General features: G+C 65.3%; 12 protein-coding genes. 11 read left to right on the top strand and 1 reads right to left on the bottom strand.

Annotated features, from left to right (window positions below):
• Positions 1–41: 41 nt before the first annotated feature.
• The 6 genes from RR42_RS19010 to RR42_RS18985 all read left to right on the top strand — a co-directional run bounded on the left by RR42_RS19010 (position 42) and on the right by RR42_RS18985 (position 10562).
• The gene (locus RR42_RS19010) at positions 42–656 is read left to right on the top strand and encodes a shikimate kinase (RefSeq protein WP_043350282.1); all 615 of its coding nucleotides are present in this window, start codon (positions 42–44) and stop codon (positions 654–656) included.
• Positions 643–1749 carry a 3-dehydroquinate synthase gene (aroB, locus tag RR42_RS19005; RefSeq protein ID WP_043350279.1) on the top strand — a complete coding sequence of 369 codons (1107 nt, stop codon included), beginning with the start codon at positions 643–645 and terminating at the stop codon, positions 1747–1749. Before RR42_RS19010 ends, aroB begins: the two co-directional genes overlap by 14 nt.
• Before the next feature lie 74 nt (positions 1750–1823).
• A complete protein-coding gene (locus RR42_RS19000) occupies positions 1824–2960 on the top strand; it encodes a deoxyguanosinetriphosphate triphosphohydrolase (protein ID WP_043350276.1) in 1137 nt (378 codons plus the stop codon).
• A gap of 122 nt (positions 2961–3082) precedes the next feature.
• Positions 3083–3805, top strand: coding sequence for a transposase (locus RR42_RS18995; protein ID WP_043350273.1), 723 nt, complete (start codon positions 3083–3085; stop codon positions 3803–3805).
• A 378-nt stretch (positions 3806–4183) separates the two neighbouring features.
• Positions 4184–8965, top strand: coding sequence for a glutamate synthase-related protein (locus tag RR42_RS18990; RefSeq protein ID WP_043350268.1), 4782 nt, complete (start codon positions 4184–4186; stop codon positions 8963–8965).
• Between the two features lie 133 nt (positions 8966–9098).
• On the top strand, positions 9099–10562 hold the full coding sequence (locus RR42_RS18985; protein WP_043350265.1) for a glutamate synthase subunit beta: 1464 nt from the start codon (positions 9099–9101) through the stop codon (positions 10560–10562).
• 93 nt (positions 10563–10655) lie between these two features.
• Here the strand turns inward: RR42_RS18985 and RR42_RS18980 are convergent, their stop codons facing one another.
• Entirely contained in the window at positions 10656–11192 is a 537-nt protein-coding gene (locus RR42_RS18980; RefSeq protein WP_043350262.1) for a GNAT family N-acetyltransferase, read from the bottom strand.
• 294 nt (positions 11193–11486) lie between these two features.
• Here RR42_RS18980 and RR42_RS18975 point away from each other — a divergent pair, with 294 nt between their 5' ends.
• The 5 genes from RR42_RS18975 (at position 11487) to RR42_RS18955 (ending at position 15675) form a co-directional block, all read left to right on the top strand.
• Positions 11487–12524, top strand: coding sequence for a Bug family tripartite tricarboxylate transporter substrate binding protein (locus RR42_RS18975; RefSeq protein ID WP_419188888.1), 1038 nt, complete (start codon positions 11487–11489; stop codon positions 12522–12524).
• A gap of 152 nt (positions 12525–12676) precedes the next feature.
• Positions 12677–13498, top strand: a complete 822-nt coding sequence (locus tag RR42_RS18970) for an ABC transporter ATP-binding protein (RefSeq protein WP_043350257.1) — start codon at positions 12677–12679, stop codon at positions 13496–13498.
• Entirely contained in the window at positions 13495–14271 is a 777-nt protein-coding gene (gene mlaE / locus RR42_RS18965) for a lipid asymmetry maintenance ABC transporter permease subunit MlaE (RefSeq protein WP_043350253.1), read from the top strand. Before RR42_RS18970 ends, mlaE begins: the two co-directional genes overlap by 4 nt.
• A 49-nt stretch (positions 14272–14320) precedes the next feature.
• The gene (mlaD, locus tag RR42_RS18960; RefSeq protein ID WP_043352390.1) at positions 14321–14848 is read left to right on the top strand and encodes an outer membrane lipid asymmetry maintenance protein MlaD; all 528 of its coding nucleotides are present in this window, start codon (positions 14321–14323) and stop codon (positions 14846–14848) included.
• A complete protein-coding gene (locus RR42_RS18955) occupies positions 14845–15675 on the top strand; it encodes a VacJ family lipoprotein (RefSeq protein ID WP_043350250.1) in 831 nt (276 codons plus the stop codon). The genes mlaD and RR42_RS18955 overlap by 4 nt, the downstream gene beginning before the upstream one ends.
• Positions 15676–15839: the final 164 nt, after the last annotated feature.

Raw genomic sequence — 15839 nt, 5'->3', positions numbered from 1 at the left:
GCGAGGGCCGGCCAGAGACCCGGCTTCCGCCCGACACGCCAGTGACAGTCACCCGCCCGAACCTTTTCTTTGTTGGCCTGATGGGTGCCGGCAAGACCACCGTCGGCCGTACCGTGGCCCGGCGCCTGAATTACCCGTTCTTCGATTCGGATCACGAACTCGAGGCGCGTTGCGGCGTGCGTATCCCGATCATCTTCGAGCATGAGGGTGAAGCGGGCTTTCGCGACCGCGAGGCGCAGGCGATCGACGAGCTGACCCAGCGCCGCGGCATCGTGCTGGCCACCGGCGGCGGCGCGGTGCTGCGCCCGGAGAATCGCGCCCACCTGAAGGCGCGCGGCACCGTGGTCTACCTGCGCGCCAGCCCGCACGACCTGTGGCTGCGCACCCGCCACGACCGCAATCGCCCGCTGCTGCAGACCGAAGACCCCAAGGGACGGCTGGAGACGCTCTATGGTGAGCGCGACCCGCTTTACCGCGAGGTGGCGGATTTCATCATCGAGACCGGCAAGCCTTCGGTAGCGCAGCTTGCTAATATGGTGTTGATGCAACTTGAAATGGCCGGTTTCACCGTTGCCGCCGAAGAACCCGAAGGGGCAGACGGCGAGTGCGCGGACAACCTCCCGGCGCAGGACCAGAATCACAATGATCACCCTTGAAGTCAGCCTCGGGGAGCGCAGCTACCCCATCCATATCGGCACCGGCCTGCTTGACCAGACTGAGTTGTTCCGCCCCCATGTGCGTGGCCAGCATGCCGTCATCGTCACCAATGAGACCGTAGGGCCGCTGTACGCCGCCCGCGTCCAGGCCAGCCTGGCGGCGCTTGGCAAGACCGTGCGCACCGTGACCCTGCCCGACGGCGAAGCCTTCAAGCAGTGGGAAACGCTCAACCTGATCTTCGACGCGCTGCTTAGCGCGGGCGCCGACCGCAAGACCACGCTGATCGCGCTGGGCGGCGGCGTGGTGGGCGACATGACCGGGTTCGCCGCTGCCTGCTACATGCGCGGCGTGCCGTTCGTGCAAGTGCCCACGACCTTGCTCTCGCAGGTGGATTCGTCGGTTGGCGGCAAGACCGGCATCAATCACCCGCTCGGCAAGAACATGATCGGCGCCTTCCACCAGCCCAATGCCGTGATTGCCGACATCGACACCCTGCGCACGCTGCCGGAGCGCGAACTCGCGGCGGGCCTGGCCGAGGTGATCAAGCACGGCGCCATGGCCGATGCCGGCTATTTCGGCTGGATCGAGGGCAATATCCGCGCGCTCAACGCCTGCGACCCGGACATCATGGCGCTGGCGGTCAAGCGCTCCTGCGAGATCAAGGCTGCCGTGGTGGCCCAGGACGAGCGCGAGGGCGGCCTGCGCGCCATGCTTAATTTTGGCCACACCTTCGGCCACGCGATCGAGGCTGGCATGGGCTATGGCGAGTGGCTGCACGGCGAGGCCGTGGGTTGCGGCATGGTGATGGCGGCGGACCTGTCGCACCGGCTCGGCTTCATCGACACCGAAACGCGCGCGCGCGTGGTGCACCTCATCCGCGCCGCCATGCTGCCTGTGGTCGCGCCGGAACTCGGCACCGACCGCTACATCGAACTGATGAAAGTGGACAAGAAGGCAGAAGCCGGCAGCATCAAGTTCATTCTGCTCAGGAAGCTGGGCGAAGCCTTCATCACCACCGTGCCAGACCCTGACCTGCGCGCTACCTTGCAGCACGCGGTGCTCAGGCCGCCTACCGAGGCGCCGGTCGCCTGACGCGATTGGTTGTGCCTTGCAACGCCGTCCGGGCGGCGCACTGCCACCCGGCGCACGCCTGACCGGATTGCCGCATGACCGACCTCGAAAGCCATCTCGCTCCCTATGCCGCCCGCTCCGCGCAGACGCTTGGGCGGGCGCACGCCGAACCGGCCTCGTCCTCGCGCACAGAATTCCAGCGCGACCGCGACCGCGTCATCCACAGCACGGCCTTCCGGCGGCTCGAGTACAAGACCCAGGTCTTCGTCAATCATGAAGGTGACCTGTTCCGCACCCGGCTCACCCACAGCCTGGAAGTGGCGCAGATCGCCCGCTCCATTGCCCGCAACCTGCGCTTGAACGAGGATCTGGTCGAAGCCATCTCGCTGGCGCACGATCTTGGGCACACGCCCTTCGGCCATGCTGGCCAGGACGCGCTGAACAACTGCATGAAGAATCACGGCGGCTTCGAGCACAACCTGCAGAGCCTCCTAGTGGTGGATGAGCTGGAGGAGCGCTATGGCGGCTTCAATGGGCTCAACCTGACGTTCGAGACGCGTGAGGGCGTGCTCAAGCATTGCTCGCGCGTCAATGCCTCTGCGCTGGGGGAGCTGGGCCGGCGCTTTCTGGAGGGCACGCAGCCCTCGCTGGAGGCCCAGCTGGCCAACCTGGCTGACGAGATCGCCTACAACAACCACGACATCGACGACGGCCTGCGCTCGGGGCTGCTCACGCTCGAGCAGATGGACGAAGTGCCGATGTGGGGGCGCCATCGCGCCGAGGCGATGGCGGCGTTTCCCGGCATCAACGGGCGGCGCGTGATCAACGAAACCGTACGCCGCATGATCAACACGCTGATTGTCGACCTGATCGAAACCACCAGCCAGAACATTGCCGCCGCCAACCCGCGCAATATCGAGGCCGTGCGGGCTGCAGGCCCGCTGGTGGCCTTCAGCGCGCCGGTGCGCGAGGAAGCGGCGGCACTCAAGCGTTTCCTGTTCCGCCATCTCTATCGCCATTACCTGGTGATGCGTATGTCCTCCAAGGCCCAGCGCATCATCACCGACCTGTTCGATGTGTTCATGGCGGATCCGCGCCTGCTGCCGCCGCAGTACCAGGCGGGACAAGGCCGTGACCCGTCCCGGCTGATCTCGCACTACATCGCCGGCATGACCGACCGCTATGCGATCCGGGAGCACCGCCGCATTTTTGCTGTCGACGAAGGCAGTTAGGCCGGCGCGGCCAGTGGGAAAATTGGGGACGGATCAGGCTGCGGCTACGCTATCATCGGGCATCGCTTCCGTTTGATGCCATCCGACCGGCAAGCACCTATCGCCGATTCCTTTCGCCCATCATGGCCCGACTTCCTCGTTTCTCCCCGGCTTCGCTGCCGGCACTGGTGTTGCAACGCGGCAACAATCGTCAGCCCGTCTTCCTTGGCACCGACGACTACCTCCACTACCTGGACTGCCTGCGCATGGCCGCGCGGGAGCACGACCTGGCGATCCACGCTTACGCCTTGCGGCCGAATCATGTCCACCTCGTGGCAACCCCACGGCATGCCGATTCGCTCAGCCTCACCATGCAAGCGGTAGGGCGGCGCTACGCGCGCTATTTCAACCGGGTCGAGGACCGTACCGGCACGCTGTGGGATGGCCGCTTTCGCTCGGCGGTGTTCGATCCGATCGCCTGGATGCTGCCGGCCATGCAATACGTGGAGGGCAACGCCGTGCGTGCCGGCGAGGTGATGTCGGCCGACGGGGATCGCTGGAGCAGCTATCGCCACCATGCCGGCATCGAGGCCAGCCCCTTTGTGAGCGATCACTCTGCGTACTGGGCGCTGGGCAATACGCCGTTCGAGCGCCAATCCAATTACCGTGCCGTCACCGCCGAAGGGCTGTCGTCGATGACGCTGGCCACACTTCGCAGCCACGCGCATAGCGGCTGGCCACTGGGTGACGCGGCCTTCCTTGCGCAACTCGAGCGCCAGGGCGGGCGGCGCGTCCAGCCGTTGCCCAAGGGCCGCCCGGCGGGCCGATCCGCAATGGACAGGGAGTCCGAGCCGGACATGGTCTAGCCTTGGGCCGGACGTGCGAAGTACGGCGCGCTCGGCAGCTACGAGATCAGCAGTGCACGCTTCGCGCTGCACCATTTTAATCTGTCCCCAAATAAAGACCATCCCCGATGTGGTGCGAGGCTTAATATTATCTGACCCCATTTAAAAATTTTGCGGGACGCGTACGATTCTTTTATAGTTGCTCCACCCACATTCATTGTGCGGCGCGTCACGCCTGTGTACGCCGCTGCGGCCCCGCTGTCTCTCTGGTTCCCCGTCCCCGGTTTCCAACCGGCCCCGGTGGAAGAGTGCGGTCCCCGTTCCGGTCTGCCTTGCTGGCTCGCAGCCCTCACCGGAATCAAGCCCGTGGACCAATCGCAATCCCAATCAAAGCAAACGATGGCCCAAGCGCAGGCCGCAGAGTCTGCCGCCGCTGCGCATGCGCCTGCCTCGCGTCCGCAAGCCCAGGGCATGTACGACCCCGCCAATGAAAAAGACGCCTGCGGCGTCGGCATGGTTGCCCATATCAAGGGCAAGAAGAGCCATGAGATCGTCCAGCAAGGCTTGAAGATCCTGGAAAACCTGGACCACCGTGGCGCGGTCGGCGCCGATGCGCTGATGGGCGACGGTGCCGGTATCCTGATCCAGATCCCGGACCAGTTCTACCGTGAAGACATGGCCAAGCAGGGCGTGACCCTGCCGCCGTCCGGCGAGTACGGCGTGGGCATGATCTTCCTGCCGAAGGAGCACGCCTCCCGCCTGGCCTGCGAGCAAGAGCTCGAGCGCACCGTGCGCCTGGAAGGCCAGGTCGTGCTGGGCTGGCGCGATGTGCCGGTCGACGCCGCCATGCCGATGTCGCCGACGGTGCGCACCACCGAGCCGGTGATCCGCCAGATCTTCATCGGTCGCGGCCGCGACATCATGACCACGGACGCGCTGGAACGTAAGCTCTACGTGATCCGCAAGACCGCCAGCCATGCCATCCAGGCGCTCAAGCTCAAGCACGGCAAGGAGTACTTCGTGCCGTCGATGTCGGCGCGCACGGTCGTGTACAAGGGCCTGCTGCTGGCAACGCAAGTCGGCGAGTACTACCTGGACCTGCAGGACCCGCGCGCCGTCTCGGCCCTGGCCCTGGTGCACCAGCGCTTCTCCACCAACACCTTCCCGGCCTGGGAACTGGCCCACCCATACCGCATGGTCGCCCACAACGGCGAAATCAACACGGTCAAGGGCAATGTGAACTGGGTCAACGCGCGGACCGGCGCGATCTCGTCGCCGGTGCTGGGCGACGACCTGCCCAAGCTGTGGCCGCTGATCTATCCCGGCCAGTCGGACACGGCATCGTTCGACAACTGCCTTGAACTGCTGACGATGGCCGGCTACCCGCTCGTCCACGCCATGATGATGATGATCCCGGAAGCCTGGGAGCAGCACACCATGATGGACGACAACCGCCGCGCCTTCTACGAGTACCATGCCGCCATGATGGAGCCCTGGGACGGCCCCGCCGCGATCTGCTTCACCGATGGCCGCCAGATCGGTGCCACGCTGGACCGTAACGGCCTGCGCCCGGCACGCTTCTACGTGACCGAGGACGACATCGTGGTGCTGGCTTCGGAAGCCGGCGTGCTGCCGTTCCCCGAGTCGCGCATCGTGCAGAAATGGCGCCTCCAGCCGGGCAAGATGTTCCTGATCGACATGGAGCAAGGCCGCATCATCGACGACAAGGAACTCAAGGACAACCTGGCCAACGCCAAGCCCTACAAGAGCTGGATCGACGCCGTGCGCATCAAGCTCGACGAGCTGGATGCCAAGCCCGAGGACGTGGCTGCCGAGAAGAAGCCGGACGCACGCCTGCTGGATCGCCAGCAAGCCTTCGGCTACACGCAGGAAGACGTCAAGTTCCTGATGGCGCCGATGGCGCTGGCAGGCGAGGAAGCCACCGGCTCGATGGGCAATGACAGCCCGCTGGCCGTGCTGTCGTCCAAGAACAAGACGCTGTACCACTACTTCAAGCAGCTGTTCGCCCAGGTCACCAACCCGCCGATCGACCCGATCCGCGAGAACATGGTGATGTCGCTGGTGTCCTTCATCGGACCCAAGCCCAACCTGCTCGAGTTGAACAACATCAACCCGCCGATGCGTCTCGAAGTGTCCCAGCCCGTGCTGGACTTCAAGGACATCGCCAAGATCCGTAATATCGAGCACTACACCGGCGGCAAGTTCCGTTCGTATGAACTGAATATCTGCTACCCGCAGGCATGGGGCAAGGAAGGCATCGAAGCCCGCCTGGCCTCGCTGTGCGCGGAAGCCGTGGATGCCGTGCGCTCGGGCTACAACATCCTGATCGTGTCGGACCGCCGCGTCGATGCGCAGCACGTGGCCATCCCCGCGCTGCTGGCAACGTCCGCCATCCACCACCACCTGGTGGACAAGGGCCTGCGTACCTCGGCCGGCCTAGTGGTGGAAACCGGCACGGCACGCGAGGTGCATCACTTCGCGCTGCTGGCCGGCTACGGCGCCGAAGCCGTGCACCCGTACCTGGCGATGGAAACGCTGGCCGACATGGCACAAGGCCTGTCCGGCGACCTGTCGCCCGAGAAGGCGGTCAAGAACTTCGTCAAGGCGATCGGCAAGGGCCTGCAGAAGGTGATGTCCAAGATGGGCATCTCCACCTACATGTCGTACACCGGTGCGCAGATCTTCGAAGCCATCGGCCTGTCGCGCGAGCTGGTGCAGAAGTACTTCCACGGCACCGCGACGAATGTCGAAGGCATCGGCATCTTCGAGGTGGCCGAGGAAGCGCTGCGCCTGCACCAGGACGCCTTCGGCGACAACCCGGTGCTGGACACCATGCTGGAGACCGGCGGCGAGTATGCCTACCGCGTTCGCGGCGAAGCGCATATGTGGACCCCGGACTCGGTGGCCAAGCTGCAGCACGCTGTGCGCGCCGACGACGGCAAGGGCGCGTACCAGACGTACAAGGAATACGCCAACATCATCAACGACCAGAGCCGCCGCCACATGACGCTGCGCGGCCTGTTCGAGTTCAAGGTCGATCCGACCCGCGCCATCGCGCTGGAAGAAGTCGAACCGGCCAAGGAGATCGTCAAGCGCTTTGCCACCGGCGCCATGTCGCTGGGCTCGATTTCCACCGAAGCCCACGCCACGCTGGCCGTCGCGATGAACCGCATCGGCGGCAAGTCCAACACCGGTGAAGGCGGTGAGGACGCGAACCGCTACCGCAACGAGCTGCGCGGCATCCCCATCAAGCAAGGCGACACGCTGCAGGGCCTGCTGGGCACCGAAGCCGTGGTGCGCGACCAGGAACTGCAGGCTGGCGACTCGCTGCGCTCGAAGATCAAGCAGGTGGCCTCGGGCCGTTTCGGCGTGACCGCCGAATACCTGGCGTCCGCCGACCAGATCCAGATCAAGATGGCACAGGGCGCCAAGCCCGGCGAAGGTGGCCAGCTGCCCGGCCACAAGGTCTCGGACTACATCGGCAAGCTGCGTTACTCGGTGCCGGGCGTGGGCCTGATCTCGCCGCCCCCGCACCATGACATCTATTCGATCGAAGATCTGGCGCAACTGATCCACGACCTGAAGAACGTCAACCCGGCCTCCGATATCTCGGTCAAGCTCGTGTCCGAAGTGGGCGTGGGCACCGTGGCAGCGGGCGTGGCCAAGGCCAAGGCCGATCACGTGGTGATCGCCGGCCATGACGGCGGCACCGGCGCTTCGCCGCTGTCGTCGATCAAGCACGCCGGCACGCCGTGGGAGCTGGGCCTGGCCGAGACGCAGCAGACGCTGATGCTCAACGGCCTGCGCAACCGTATCCGCGTGCAGGCCGACGGCCAGATGAAGACCGGCCGCGACGTCGTCATCGGCGCGCTGCTGGGAGCCGACGAGTTCGGCTTCGCTACCGCGCCGCTGGTGGCCGAAGGCTGCATCATGATGCGCAAGTGCCACCTGAACACCTGCCCGGTGGGCGTGGCTACGCAGGATCCGGCGCTGCGCGCGAAATTCCAGGGCAAGCCCGAGCACGTGGTGAACTTCTTCTTCTTCATCGCCGAAGAAGCCCGCGAGATCATGGCGCAACTGGGCATCCGCACGTTCGACGAGCTGATCGGCCGCGCCGACCTGCTCGACACCAAGCCCGGCATCGAGCACTGGAAGGCACGCGGCCTTGATTTCACCCGCGTGTTCTACCAGGCACCGTTCCCCGCCGAGCTGCCGCGCTTCCATACCGACGTGCAGGACCACGGCCTGTCGCTGGAAGCCGGCAAGGCACTGGACCACGTGCTGATCGCCAAGGCTCGCCTGGCCATCGACAAGGGTGAGCGCGTGTCGTTCATCCAGCCGGTTAAGAACGTCAACCGTACCGTCGGCGCGATGCTCTCGGGCGTGGTGGCCAAGCAGTACGGCCATGAAGGCCTGCCTGACGACACCATCCACATCCAGTTGCAGGGCACCGCCGGGCAGTCCTTCGGCGCATTCCTGGCGCACGGCGTCACGCTGGACCTGGTAGGTGATGGCAACGACTATGTGGGCAAGGGCCTGTCCGGCGGCCGCGTGATCGTGCGCGCCCCGCATGAGTTCCGCGGCGACCCGACACGCAACATCATCGTGGGCAACACCGTGCTGTATGGCGCGATTGCTGGCGAGGCGTTCTTCAACGGCGTGGCGGGCGAGCGCTTCGCGGTGCGCAACTCCGGCGCGGCCGCGGTGGTGGAAGGCACGGGCGACCATGGCTGCGAGTATATGACCGGCGGCACCGTGGTGGTGCTGGGCGGCACTGGGCGCAACTTCGCGGCCGGCATGTCGGGCGGCATGGCCTATGTCTATGACGAGGACGGCCTGTTCGACAAGCGCTGCAACACCTCGATGGTGGCACTGGAAACGGTGCTGGCCGCGGCAGACCAGGAGAAGGGCCAGTCGCCCGCTTCCTGGCACAAGATGGGCGGCCAGCGCGAGCTTGACGAAGTCATCCTCAAGGGCTTGATCGAGCAGCATTTCCGCTTCACGGGCTCAGAGCGCGCCAAGGCATTGCTGGCCGACTGGACCACGGCACGCCGCAAGTTCGTCAAGGTCTTCCCGACCGAGTACAAGCGCGCACTGGGCGAGATGTATGCCAAGGAACAGGAAGCGAAAGACAGCGACCGGGAAGCCATCGCCGCCTGAGCCCCGAGGGCAGGGCAGAGAGCCCGACCAAGCATGAGCGCTGTCGCGGATTCGCGCCGGCCTCACAAGATACTGACCTCACAGCGGGGCCGGCGCATGCGCCGGTGCCGCTCAGCATGACCAAGGACGCAACATGGGTAAGGCGACTGGCTTTCTCGAATTTCCGCGCCAGAACGAAGGTTACGAGCCCGTAACCAAGCGCGTGAAGCACTACAAGGAATTCGTATTCGCGCTGTCCGACAGCGAAGCGAAGATCCAGGGCGCGCGCTGCATGGACTGCGGCATCCCGTTCTGCAACAACGGCTGCCCGGTCAACAACATCATCCCCGACTTCAACGACCTGGTGTATCGCCAGGACTGGAAGTCGGCGATCGAGGTGCTGCACCAGACCAACAACTTCCCCGAGTTCACGGGCCGCATCTGCCCGGCACCGTGCGAAGCTGCCTGCACCCTTGGCATCAATGAAGCACCGGTCGGCATCAAGTCGATCGAGCACGCCATCATCGACAAGGCCTGGGAAGAAGGCTGGGTTGCCCCGCGGCCGCCCAAGCACAAGACCGGCAAGACCGTTGCCGTGGTTGGCTCCGGCCCCGCCGGCATGGCCGTCGCCCAGCAATTGGCGCGCGCCGGCCATGACGTGACCGTGTTCGAGAAGAACGACCGCATCGGTGGCCTGCTGCGCTATGGCATCCCCGACTTCAAGCTTGAGAAGTGGCTGATCGACCGCCGCATGGAACAGATGCAGGCCGAAGGCGTGACCTTCCGTGCCGGCGTGATGGTGACCGACGGCGAACTGCCGGCCGGCATCAAGAACTATGCGCGTGAAACCATCTCGGCACAGGCCCTGCAAGACCAGTTCGACGCCGTGGTGCTGGCGGGTGGCTCGGAAGTGCCGCGCGACCTGCCGGTCCCGGGGCGCGAGCTCGACGGCATCCATTACGCGCTGGAATTCCTGATCCCGCAGAACAAGGAAGTGGCCGGCGACGAGCCCAACGCGCTGCGCGCCGATGGCAAGCACGTGATCGTGATCGGTGGCGGCGATACCGGCTCAGACTGCGTAGGTACGTCGAACCGCCATGGCGCGGAATCGATCATCCAGTTCGAGCTGCTGCCGCAGCCGCCGGAAGAAGAGAACAAGGCGCTGGTGTGGCCGTACTGGCCGATCAAGCTGCGCACCTCGTCCTCGCACGACGAAGGCTGCAACCGCGACTGGTCGGTCGCCACCAAGGAGTTCATTGGCGAGAACGGCAAGATCACCGCGCTCAAGGCCTGCCGCGTCGAATGGAAGGATGGCAAGATGCAGGAAGTGCCGGACAGCGAGTTCATCCTCAAGGCGGATCTCGTGCTGCTGGCCATGGGCTTCACCAACCCGGTGGGCTCGCTGCTCAGCGCTTTCGGCGTGGATACCGATGCGCGCAAGAACGCCCGCGCCAGCACCGAAGGCGATCGTGCGTATCACACCAACGTGCCCAAGGTGTTCGCCGCTGGCGACGTGCGCCGCGGCCAGTCGCTGGTGGTGTGGGCGATCCGCGAAGGCCGCCAGGCCGCGCGTTCGGTCGATGCCTTCCTGATGGGGCATTCCGAGCTGCCGCGCTGATTCGCGTAATGGCTTTGCTGATGCGGTGACGCGTGACTCGCGCCGCAAGACCCGCCCCGCGCAAGCCGGGCGGGTTTTTTTATAGCGGCGCGCTCAGCCTGGCTGCAGCGTACGGCCCATCAGCACGGCATCGTTGCCGTAAGCCGCCAGTTTGGCGGACGCGGCAGCGCTTGGAGGCGTCAAATTCTCGTACCCGAGTCTGCGCCACCATGCCGCAGCCGATTGCACGGCGACCAGCCGCGACGAGCGCAATCCGGCAGCGAGCGCGGTCGTGCGGGCCGCGGCGTAGAGCGTTGGCGCCAGGCCCCGGCCTTGGCCGGCGGGCGCTACCGCCATATCGTGCACGAACCAGGTCAGCATGCCGGCCGGCTCACCAGCGCGTTCCCAATGCCGCTCCAGCACCCCGTCGAGTGCTGGCAGGCTGTTCTGGGGCCACATGTGGGTAAACAGATAGGCTGCCAGCTCACCATTCCGGCCGGCGGCCACCCAGCAAGTGGCGGGCGACAGCGCCAGGCGGCTGCCGAGGGCTGCGGCGGACTCGAGCAGCATGCCGCGATAGCACTGGGCCTGGATTTCCAGCACGGCGGGCAGGTCGGTGGCCAGCATGGGCCGAGGAGTGTATTCACGCATGACGGGCGATTATAGGTGGCGTCGAAGCACAGGCGCGCGGATGCCCGGAGATCCGCGCCCAGCCATGCTTACAGGGTTGTCCCGGCTATGGTTAACGTGGTCTGTGCGGTTTTGGGCATTCTTCGTAGAATGACCTGACAATTAGAACAAAGAAAACAAAGACTGCCTCGCTAATCCCTTTTCAGCCGATCAAGACGCCACGGCGATGCCAGTGGCCCGGAGGAATTGATGTCCGAAGTGCGCATTGTTTCGCGGCTTTGGCGAGGTAAGGCGACGTTGCTTCACCCCGCTGCCATGCCGGCTTGTCCGCAGCTGTTTTCGCATGTCTGGCTTCTGCTGTTCCTCGCTGCCCTGCTGCTTGCCGCGAGCCGGCCCGGTCTGGCCCGACCCGCCTCTGTGCCGGTTACCCAGGCGGCGGCGCCTGCGCGCCCGATATCGTTTCCCGTCCGTCCCATTCGCCTGATTGTGCCTTTCCCGGCCGGTGGCGTGCCGGATGCCGTGGCGCGCCTGCTGGCCGAGCGCCTGGCGGAACGCCTCGGCGTGCCGGTCGACGTCGACAACCGGCCCGGTGCGGGCGGCACCACGGCGGGAGACGTGGTGGCCAAGGCCAGTTCCGACGGGCATACCCTACTGTTCCACCAAGCCACCATGCTGATCCAGCCTGGCCTGGAGCCGGTGCCTTATGACGTAGTGCGCGACTTCACGCCGGTGGCGCGGGTCGCGACCATGCCGCTGTTCCTGGTGATCGACGCGCGCCTGCCGATGCGCACGCCGCAGCAATGGCTCGCCGCGGTCAATGCCAGTCCGGGATCCTACAGCTACGGTTCCGGCCAGGCCGGCAGCCCCTCGCATCTCTATGCCCAATACGCTGTGCATGGTGTGCCGAACGGGGTGCCGCTGGTTACGGCCAAGGGCGAGGCGGCGGTGGTGCAGGAGATGCTGGCAGGGCGCGTCAGTGCTTGCTTCTGCGCGTTTGCTTCCGTGCAGGCCCAGGTCAAGAGCGGCAACTTGCGCCTGCTTGGCGTGACTGGTGTGGCGCGCTCGCAACTGGCGCCCACGGTGCCCACGCTGCAGGAGTCGGGGGTGGATGGCTACGGCGCGGCGGCCTGGTACGGCGTCATTGCCCCGGCCAAGACACCGCATGCCATCGTGGCGCGGATCGCCAGCGAGCTGGACGGCATCATGGGCGAGCGCGAGGTGCGGGATCGCCTGCTGGCTGCAGGCCTGACGCCGTTGCGCGATTCGCCGGAAGCCTTTGCGACGGCGATCCGGTCGGAGTCGATCCAGTGGCAGGTGATCTTGCGGCAAACTGGCGGGCCTACTGAACCTTGAGCTTTGCTTTTTCGGCAGAGATCACCGAAGCCTGCAAGGCAAATGTGATGAAACAATGATTTGCATAGAGTGGATGTGGATTGCGCCACACTGCCTCGGGCAGCGCTAGGTAGTAGCCCTTATAATGGCGGACTGCCTAACACGGTGCCAACGTGACCGATTCCGCCTCAAACCTCGTCGAGCTCCAATCTGTCGATTTCGCCTATACGGCGGGCGGCAAGCCAATCCTGTCGGGCCTTAGCATGCGCTTCCCGCGCGGCAAGGTGGTGGCTGTCATGGGCGGCTCTGGCTGCGGCAAGACCACCGTGATGCGCCTGATCGGCGGCCAGGTCAGGCCGCAGAGCGGCCAGGTGCTCTTCAACGGCGCTAATGTTCCCGCCCTCGCCCGTAGTGACCTGTACGCCGTGCGGCGGCAGATGGGCATGCTGTTCCAGTTTGGTGCGTTGTTCACCGATCTCTCCGTGTTCGACAACGTTGCTTTCCCGTTGCGCGAACATACCGATTTGCCCGAGTCGATGATCCGCGACCTGGTGCTGATGAAGCTCAACGCCGTCGGCCTGCGCGGCGCGCGCGAGCTGATGCCGTCGGAGATCTCCGGTGGCATGGCGCGCCGGGTGGCACTGGCCCGCGCGATCGCGCTGGATCCAGCCCTGCTGATGTACGACGAGCCCTTTGCCGGCCTCGACCCGATCTCGCTGGGCCTGACCGCACGCCTGATCCGCAGCCTGAACGATGCGCTGGGGGCCACCTCCATCATCGTGTCGCATGACGTCAACGAGACCTTTCTCATCGCCGACTACGTCTATTTCATTGCCAATGGCCGCATTGCCGCCGAAGGCGAGCCCGAAGCCCTGCGTGCCTCGACGGATCCCTTCGTGCACCAGTTCGTCCATGCCGAGCCTGACGGCCCGGTCCCGTTCCACTATCCGGGGCCGTCGCTGGCCGAGGACTTCGTGAGCGGAGCCGGACGATGATGGGATTTTTCACGAGCATCGGCTCCGCGGTGCGGCAGTCGGTCAGCGGACTGGGTCATGCCACGCGCATGTTTTTCACGGTACTGGCGATGTCTCCGGCGTTGCTGCGCCGCTTCCGGCTGGTGAGCGACCAGATTTTCTTTGTCGGCAACCTGTCGCTGGTGATCATTGCGGTTTCTGGCCTGTTTGTCGGCTTTGTGCTGGGTTTGCAGGGCTATTACACGCTGAATCGCTACGGCTCCGAGCAGGCGCTGGGGCTGCTGGTGGCGCTGTCGCTGGTGCGCGAGCTGGGCCCGGTGGTGACGGCGCTGCTGTTCGCCGGCCGTGCCGGCACGTCACTCACCGCCGAGATCGGCCTGATGAAGGCGGGTGAGCAACTCACCGCCATGGAAATGATGGCGGTCAATCCGCTGCAGCGCGTGATTGCGCCGCGCTTCTGGGCTGGTGTGGTTGCCATGCCGGTGCTGGCGGCGATTTTCAGCGCCGTTGGCATCCTGGGTGGCTATGTGGTCGGGGTGCAGATGATCGGCGTGGACGCGGGCGCGTTCTGGTCGCAGATGCAAAACGGCGTGGATGTTCGCAATGACGTGCTCAATGGCGTCATTAAGAGCTTCATTTTTGGCGTCGCGGTGACGTTTATAGCGTTGTACCAGGGCTATCAGGCCAAGCCGACGCCGGAAGGCGTGTCGCGCGCCACCACGCGCACTGTCGTGATTGCCTCGCTGGCGGTGCTGGCGCTGGATTTCCTGCTGACTGCGCTGATGTTCAGCTGACATGGCCGGTGCGGTCGCCGGAGCCGGAGTACTTGAAGAAGAGACGCAGATGAAAAGAAATACACTCGATTTCTGGGTTGGGCTGTTTGTTGTGGCGGGTTTCGTGGCGCTGCTGTTCCTGGCGCTCAAGGCCGGCAACATGAGCGCCCTGTCGTTCCAGGACACCTATTCGGTCCAGGCGCGCTTCGATAATATCGGCGGCCTGAAGCCGCGTGCCCCGGTGAAGAGCGCCGGCGTGGTGGTGGGCCGTGTGGCGGATATCCGCTTCGACGACAAGACCTACCAGGCGACCGTGACGCTCAACCTGGAAAAGCGCTACCAGTTTCCGAAGGACACCTCGGCCAAGATCCTGACCTCGGGCTTGCTCGGGGAGCAGTACCTGGGCCTTGAGGCGGGTGGCGACACCGCCATGCTGGCGGAAGGCTCGCGCATCACCATGACGCAGTCGGCCGTGGTGCTGGAGAACCTGATCGGGCAGTTCCTGTATAACAAGGCCGCCGATGCGGGGGCGGGTGGCAACAATGCAGGCGGCGCTGCTGCGGGAGCTGCCAGCGGCGCAGCGGGGGTGGTGAAATGACCGGCAGGCGTGCTGCCGCGCGCTGGCGCGTGGGACGAAACTGCTTGCTGGCGGCCTCGGTTGCATGGCTGGCGGCAGGTTGCGCCACTGGCCCGACCGCCAACCCGAAGGATCCTATCGAGCCCTTCAACCGGGAAGTCTTCAAGGTTAACGACGCCGTCGACAGGACCGTGCTGCGCCCGGTTGCCCAGGTGTACGCCGATTACGTTCCGTCGCCGATCCGCACCGCGATCGACAATGCCTTTTCCAACGTCAGCGATGTCTACTCGGCCGTCAACAACCTGCTGCAGGGCAAGCCCACCCGCGCCGCGGAAGACACCATGCGCGTGGCCATCAACAGCGTGCTGGGCATCGGCGGGCTGATCGACATCGCCACGCCGGCGGGCTTGCCGAAGTACAAGGAAGACTTCGGCCAGACCCTGGGCGTATGGGGCGTGCCGGCCGGCCCGTACCTGGTGCTGCCGCTGTTCGGGCCGAGCACGGTGCGCGATACTGCCGGCATGCTGGTTGACCGCCAGATCGATCCGTCGGCGTATATCGATCCCGTGTGGTTGCGCAACTCGCTGTTCGGGGTGCGTGTCGTCAACACCCGGGCTTCGCTGCTTGGTGCCACTGGCCTGATCGAGATGGCGGCGCTCGACAAGTACGCCTTCACGCGCGATGCGTACCTGCAGCGCCGTGAGTACCAGATCTATGACGGCAACCCGCCGGAGAGCGACGATACCGTGCCGGCCAGCCCGCCGCCGGATGCCACGCAGGAAAACCAGGCGCTGCCCACGCCACCAGTGCAGATGCCGGGCAATATCGGCAATTTCCGCCTGCGCTGAGTGGGATTTGCCGCGGCTCGTGTCGCCGCTGTGAGCGGTGCAACAAAGTATGAAAATGTGGCGCCGGAGGCTCCGGCGCCGCGAACTCCGAGGCCTCGCCCGAACTCCAACTCGGCGCATGACCATTGCCGGCCTTGGTGCCGGGACACGTAAGGATGCCGTAC

It is taken from the genome of Cupriavidus basilensis (assembly GCF_000832305.1).
GTDB classification, from domain to species: Bacteria; Pseudomonadota; Gammaproteobacteria; order Burkholderiales; family Burkholderiaceae; genus Cupriavidus; species Cupriavidus basilensis_F.
The sequence above is the reverse complement of the archived record's forward strand: the minus strand, read 5'-3'. Positions and strand labels throughout refer to the sequence as shown.

Bases quoted from the DNA above. Each gene is read 5' to 3' on its own strand.
- RR42_RS18990 (WP_043350268.1), top strand. From the start codon at position 4,184: ATGGCCCAAGCGCAGGCCGCAGAGTCTGCCGCCGCTGCGCATGCGCCT.
- RR42_RS18980 (WP_043350262.1), bottom strand. From the start codon at position 11,192: ATGCGTGAATACACTCCTCGGCCCATGCTGGCCACCGACCTGCCCGCC.
- RR42_RS19000 (WP_043350276.1), top strand. From the start codon at position 1,824: ATGACCGACCTCGAAAGCCATCTCGCTCCCTATGCCGCCCGCTCCGCG.
- RR42_RS18985 (WP_043350265.1), top strand. From the start codon at position 9,099: ATGGGTAAGGCGACTGGCTTTCTCGAATTTCCGCGCCAGAACGAAGGT.
- aroB (WP_043350279.1), top strand. From the start codon at position 643: ATGATCACCCTTGAAGTCAGCCTCGGGGAGCGCAGCTACCCCATCCAT.
- RR42_RS18955 (WP_043350250.1), top strand. From the start codon at position 14,845: ATGACCGGCAGGCGTGCTGCCGCGCGCTGGCGCGTGGGACGAAACTGC.
- RR42_RS18975 (WP_419188888.1), top strand. From the start codon at position 11,487: ATGCCGGCTTGTCCGCAGCTGTTTTCGCATGTCTGGCTTCTGCTGTTC.
- mlaD (WP_043352390.1), top strand. From the start codon at position 14,321: ATGAAAAGAAATACACTCGATTTCTGGGTTGGGCTGTTTGTTGTGGCG.
- RR42_RS18995 (WP_043350273.1), top strand. From the start codon at position 3,083: ATGGCCCGACTTCCTCGTTTCTCCCCGGCTTCGCTGCCGGCACTGGTG.
- mlaE (WP_043350253.1), top strand. From the start codon at position 13,495: ATGATGGGATTTTTCACGAGCATCGGCTCCGCGGTGCGGCAGTCGGTC.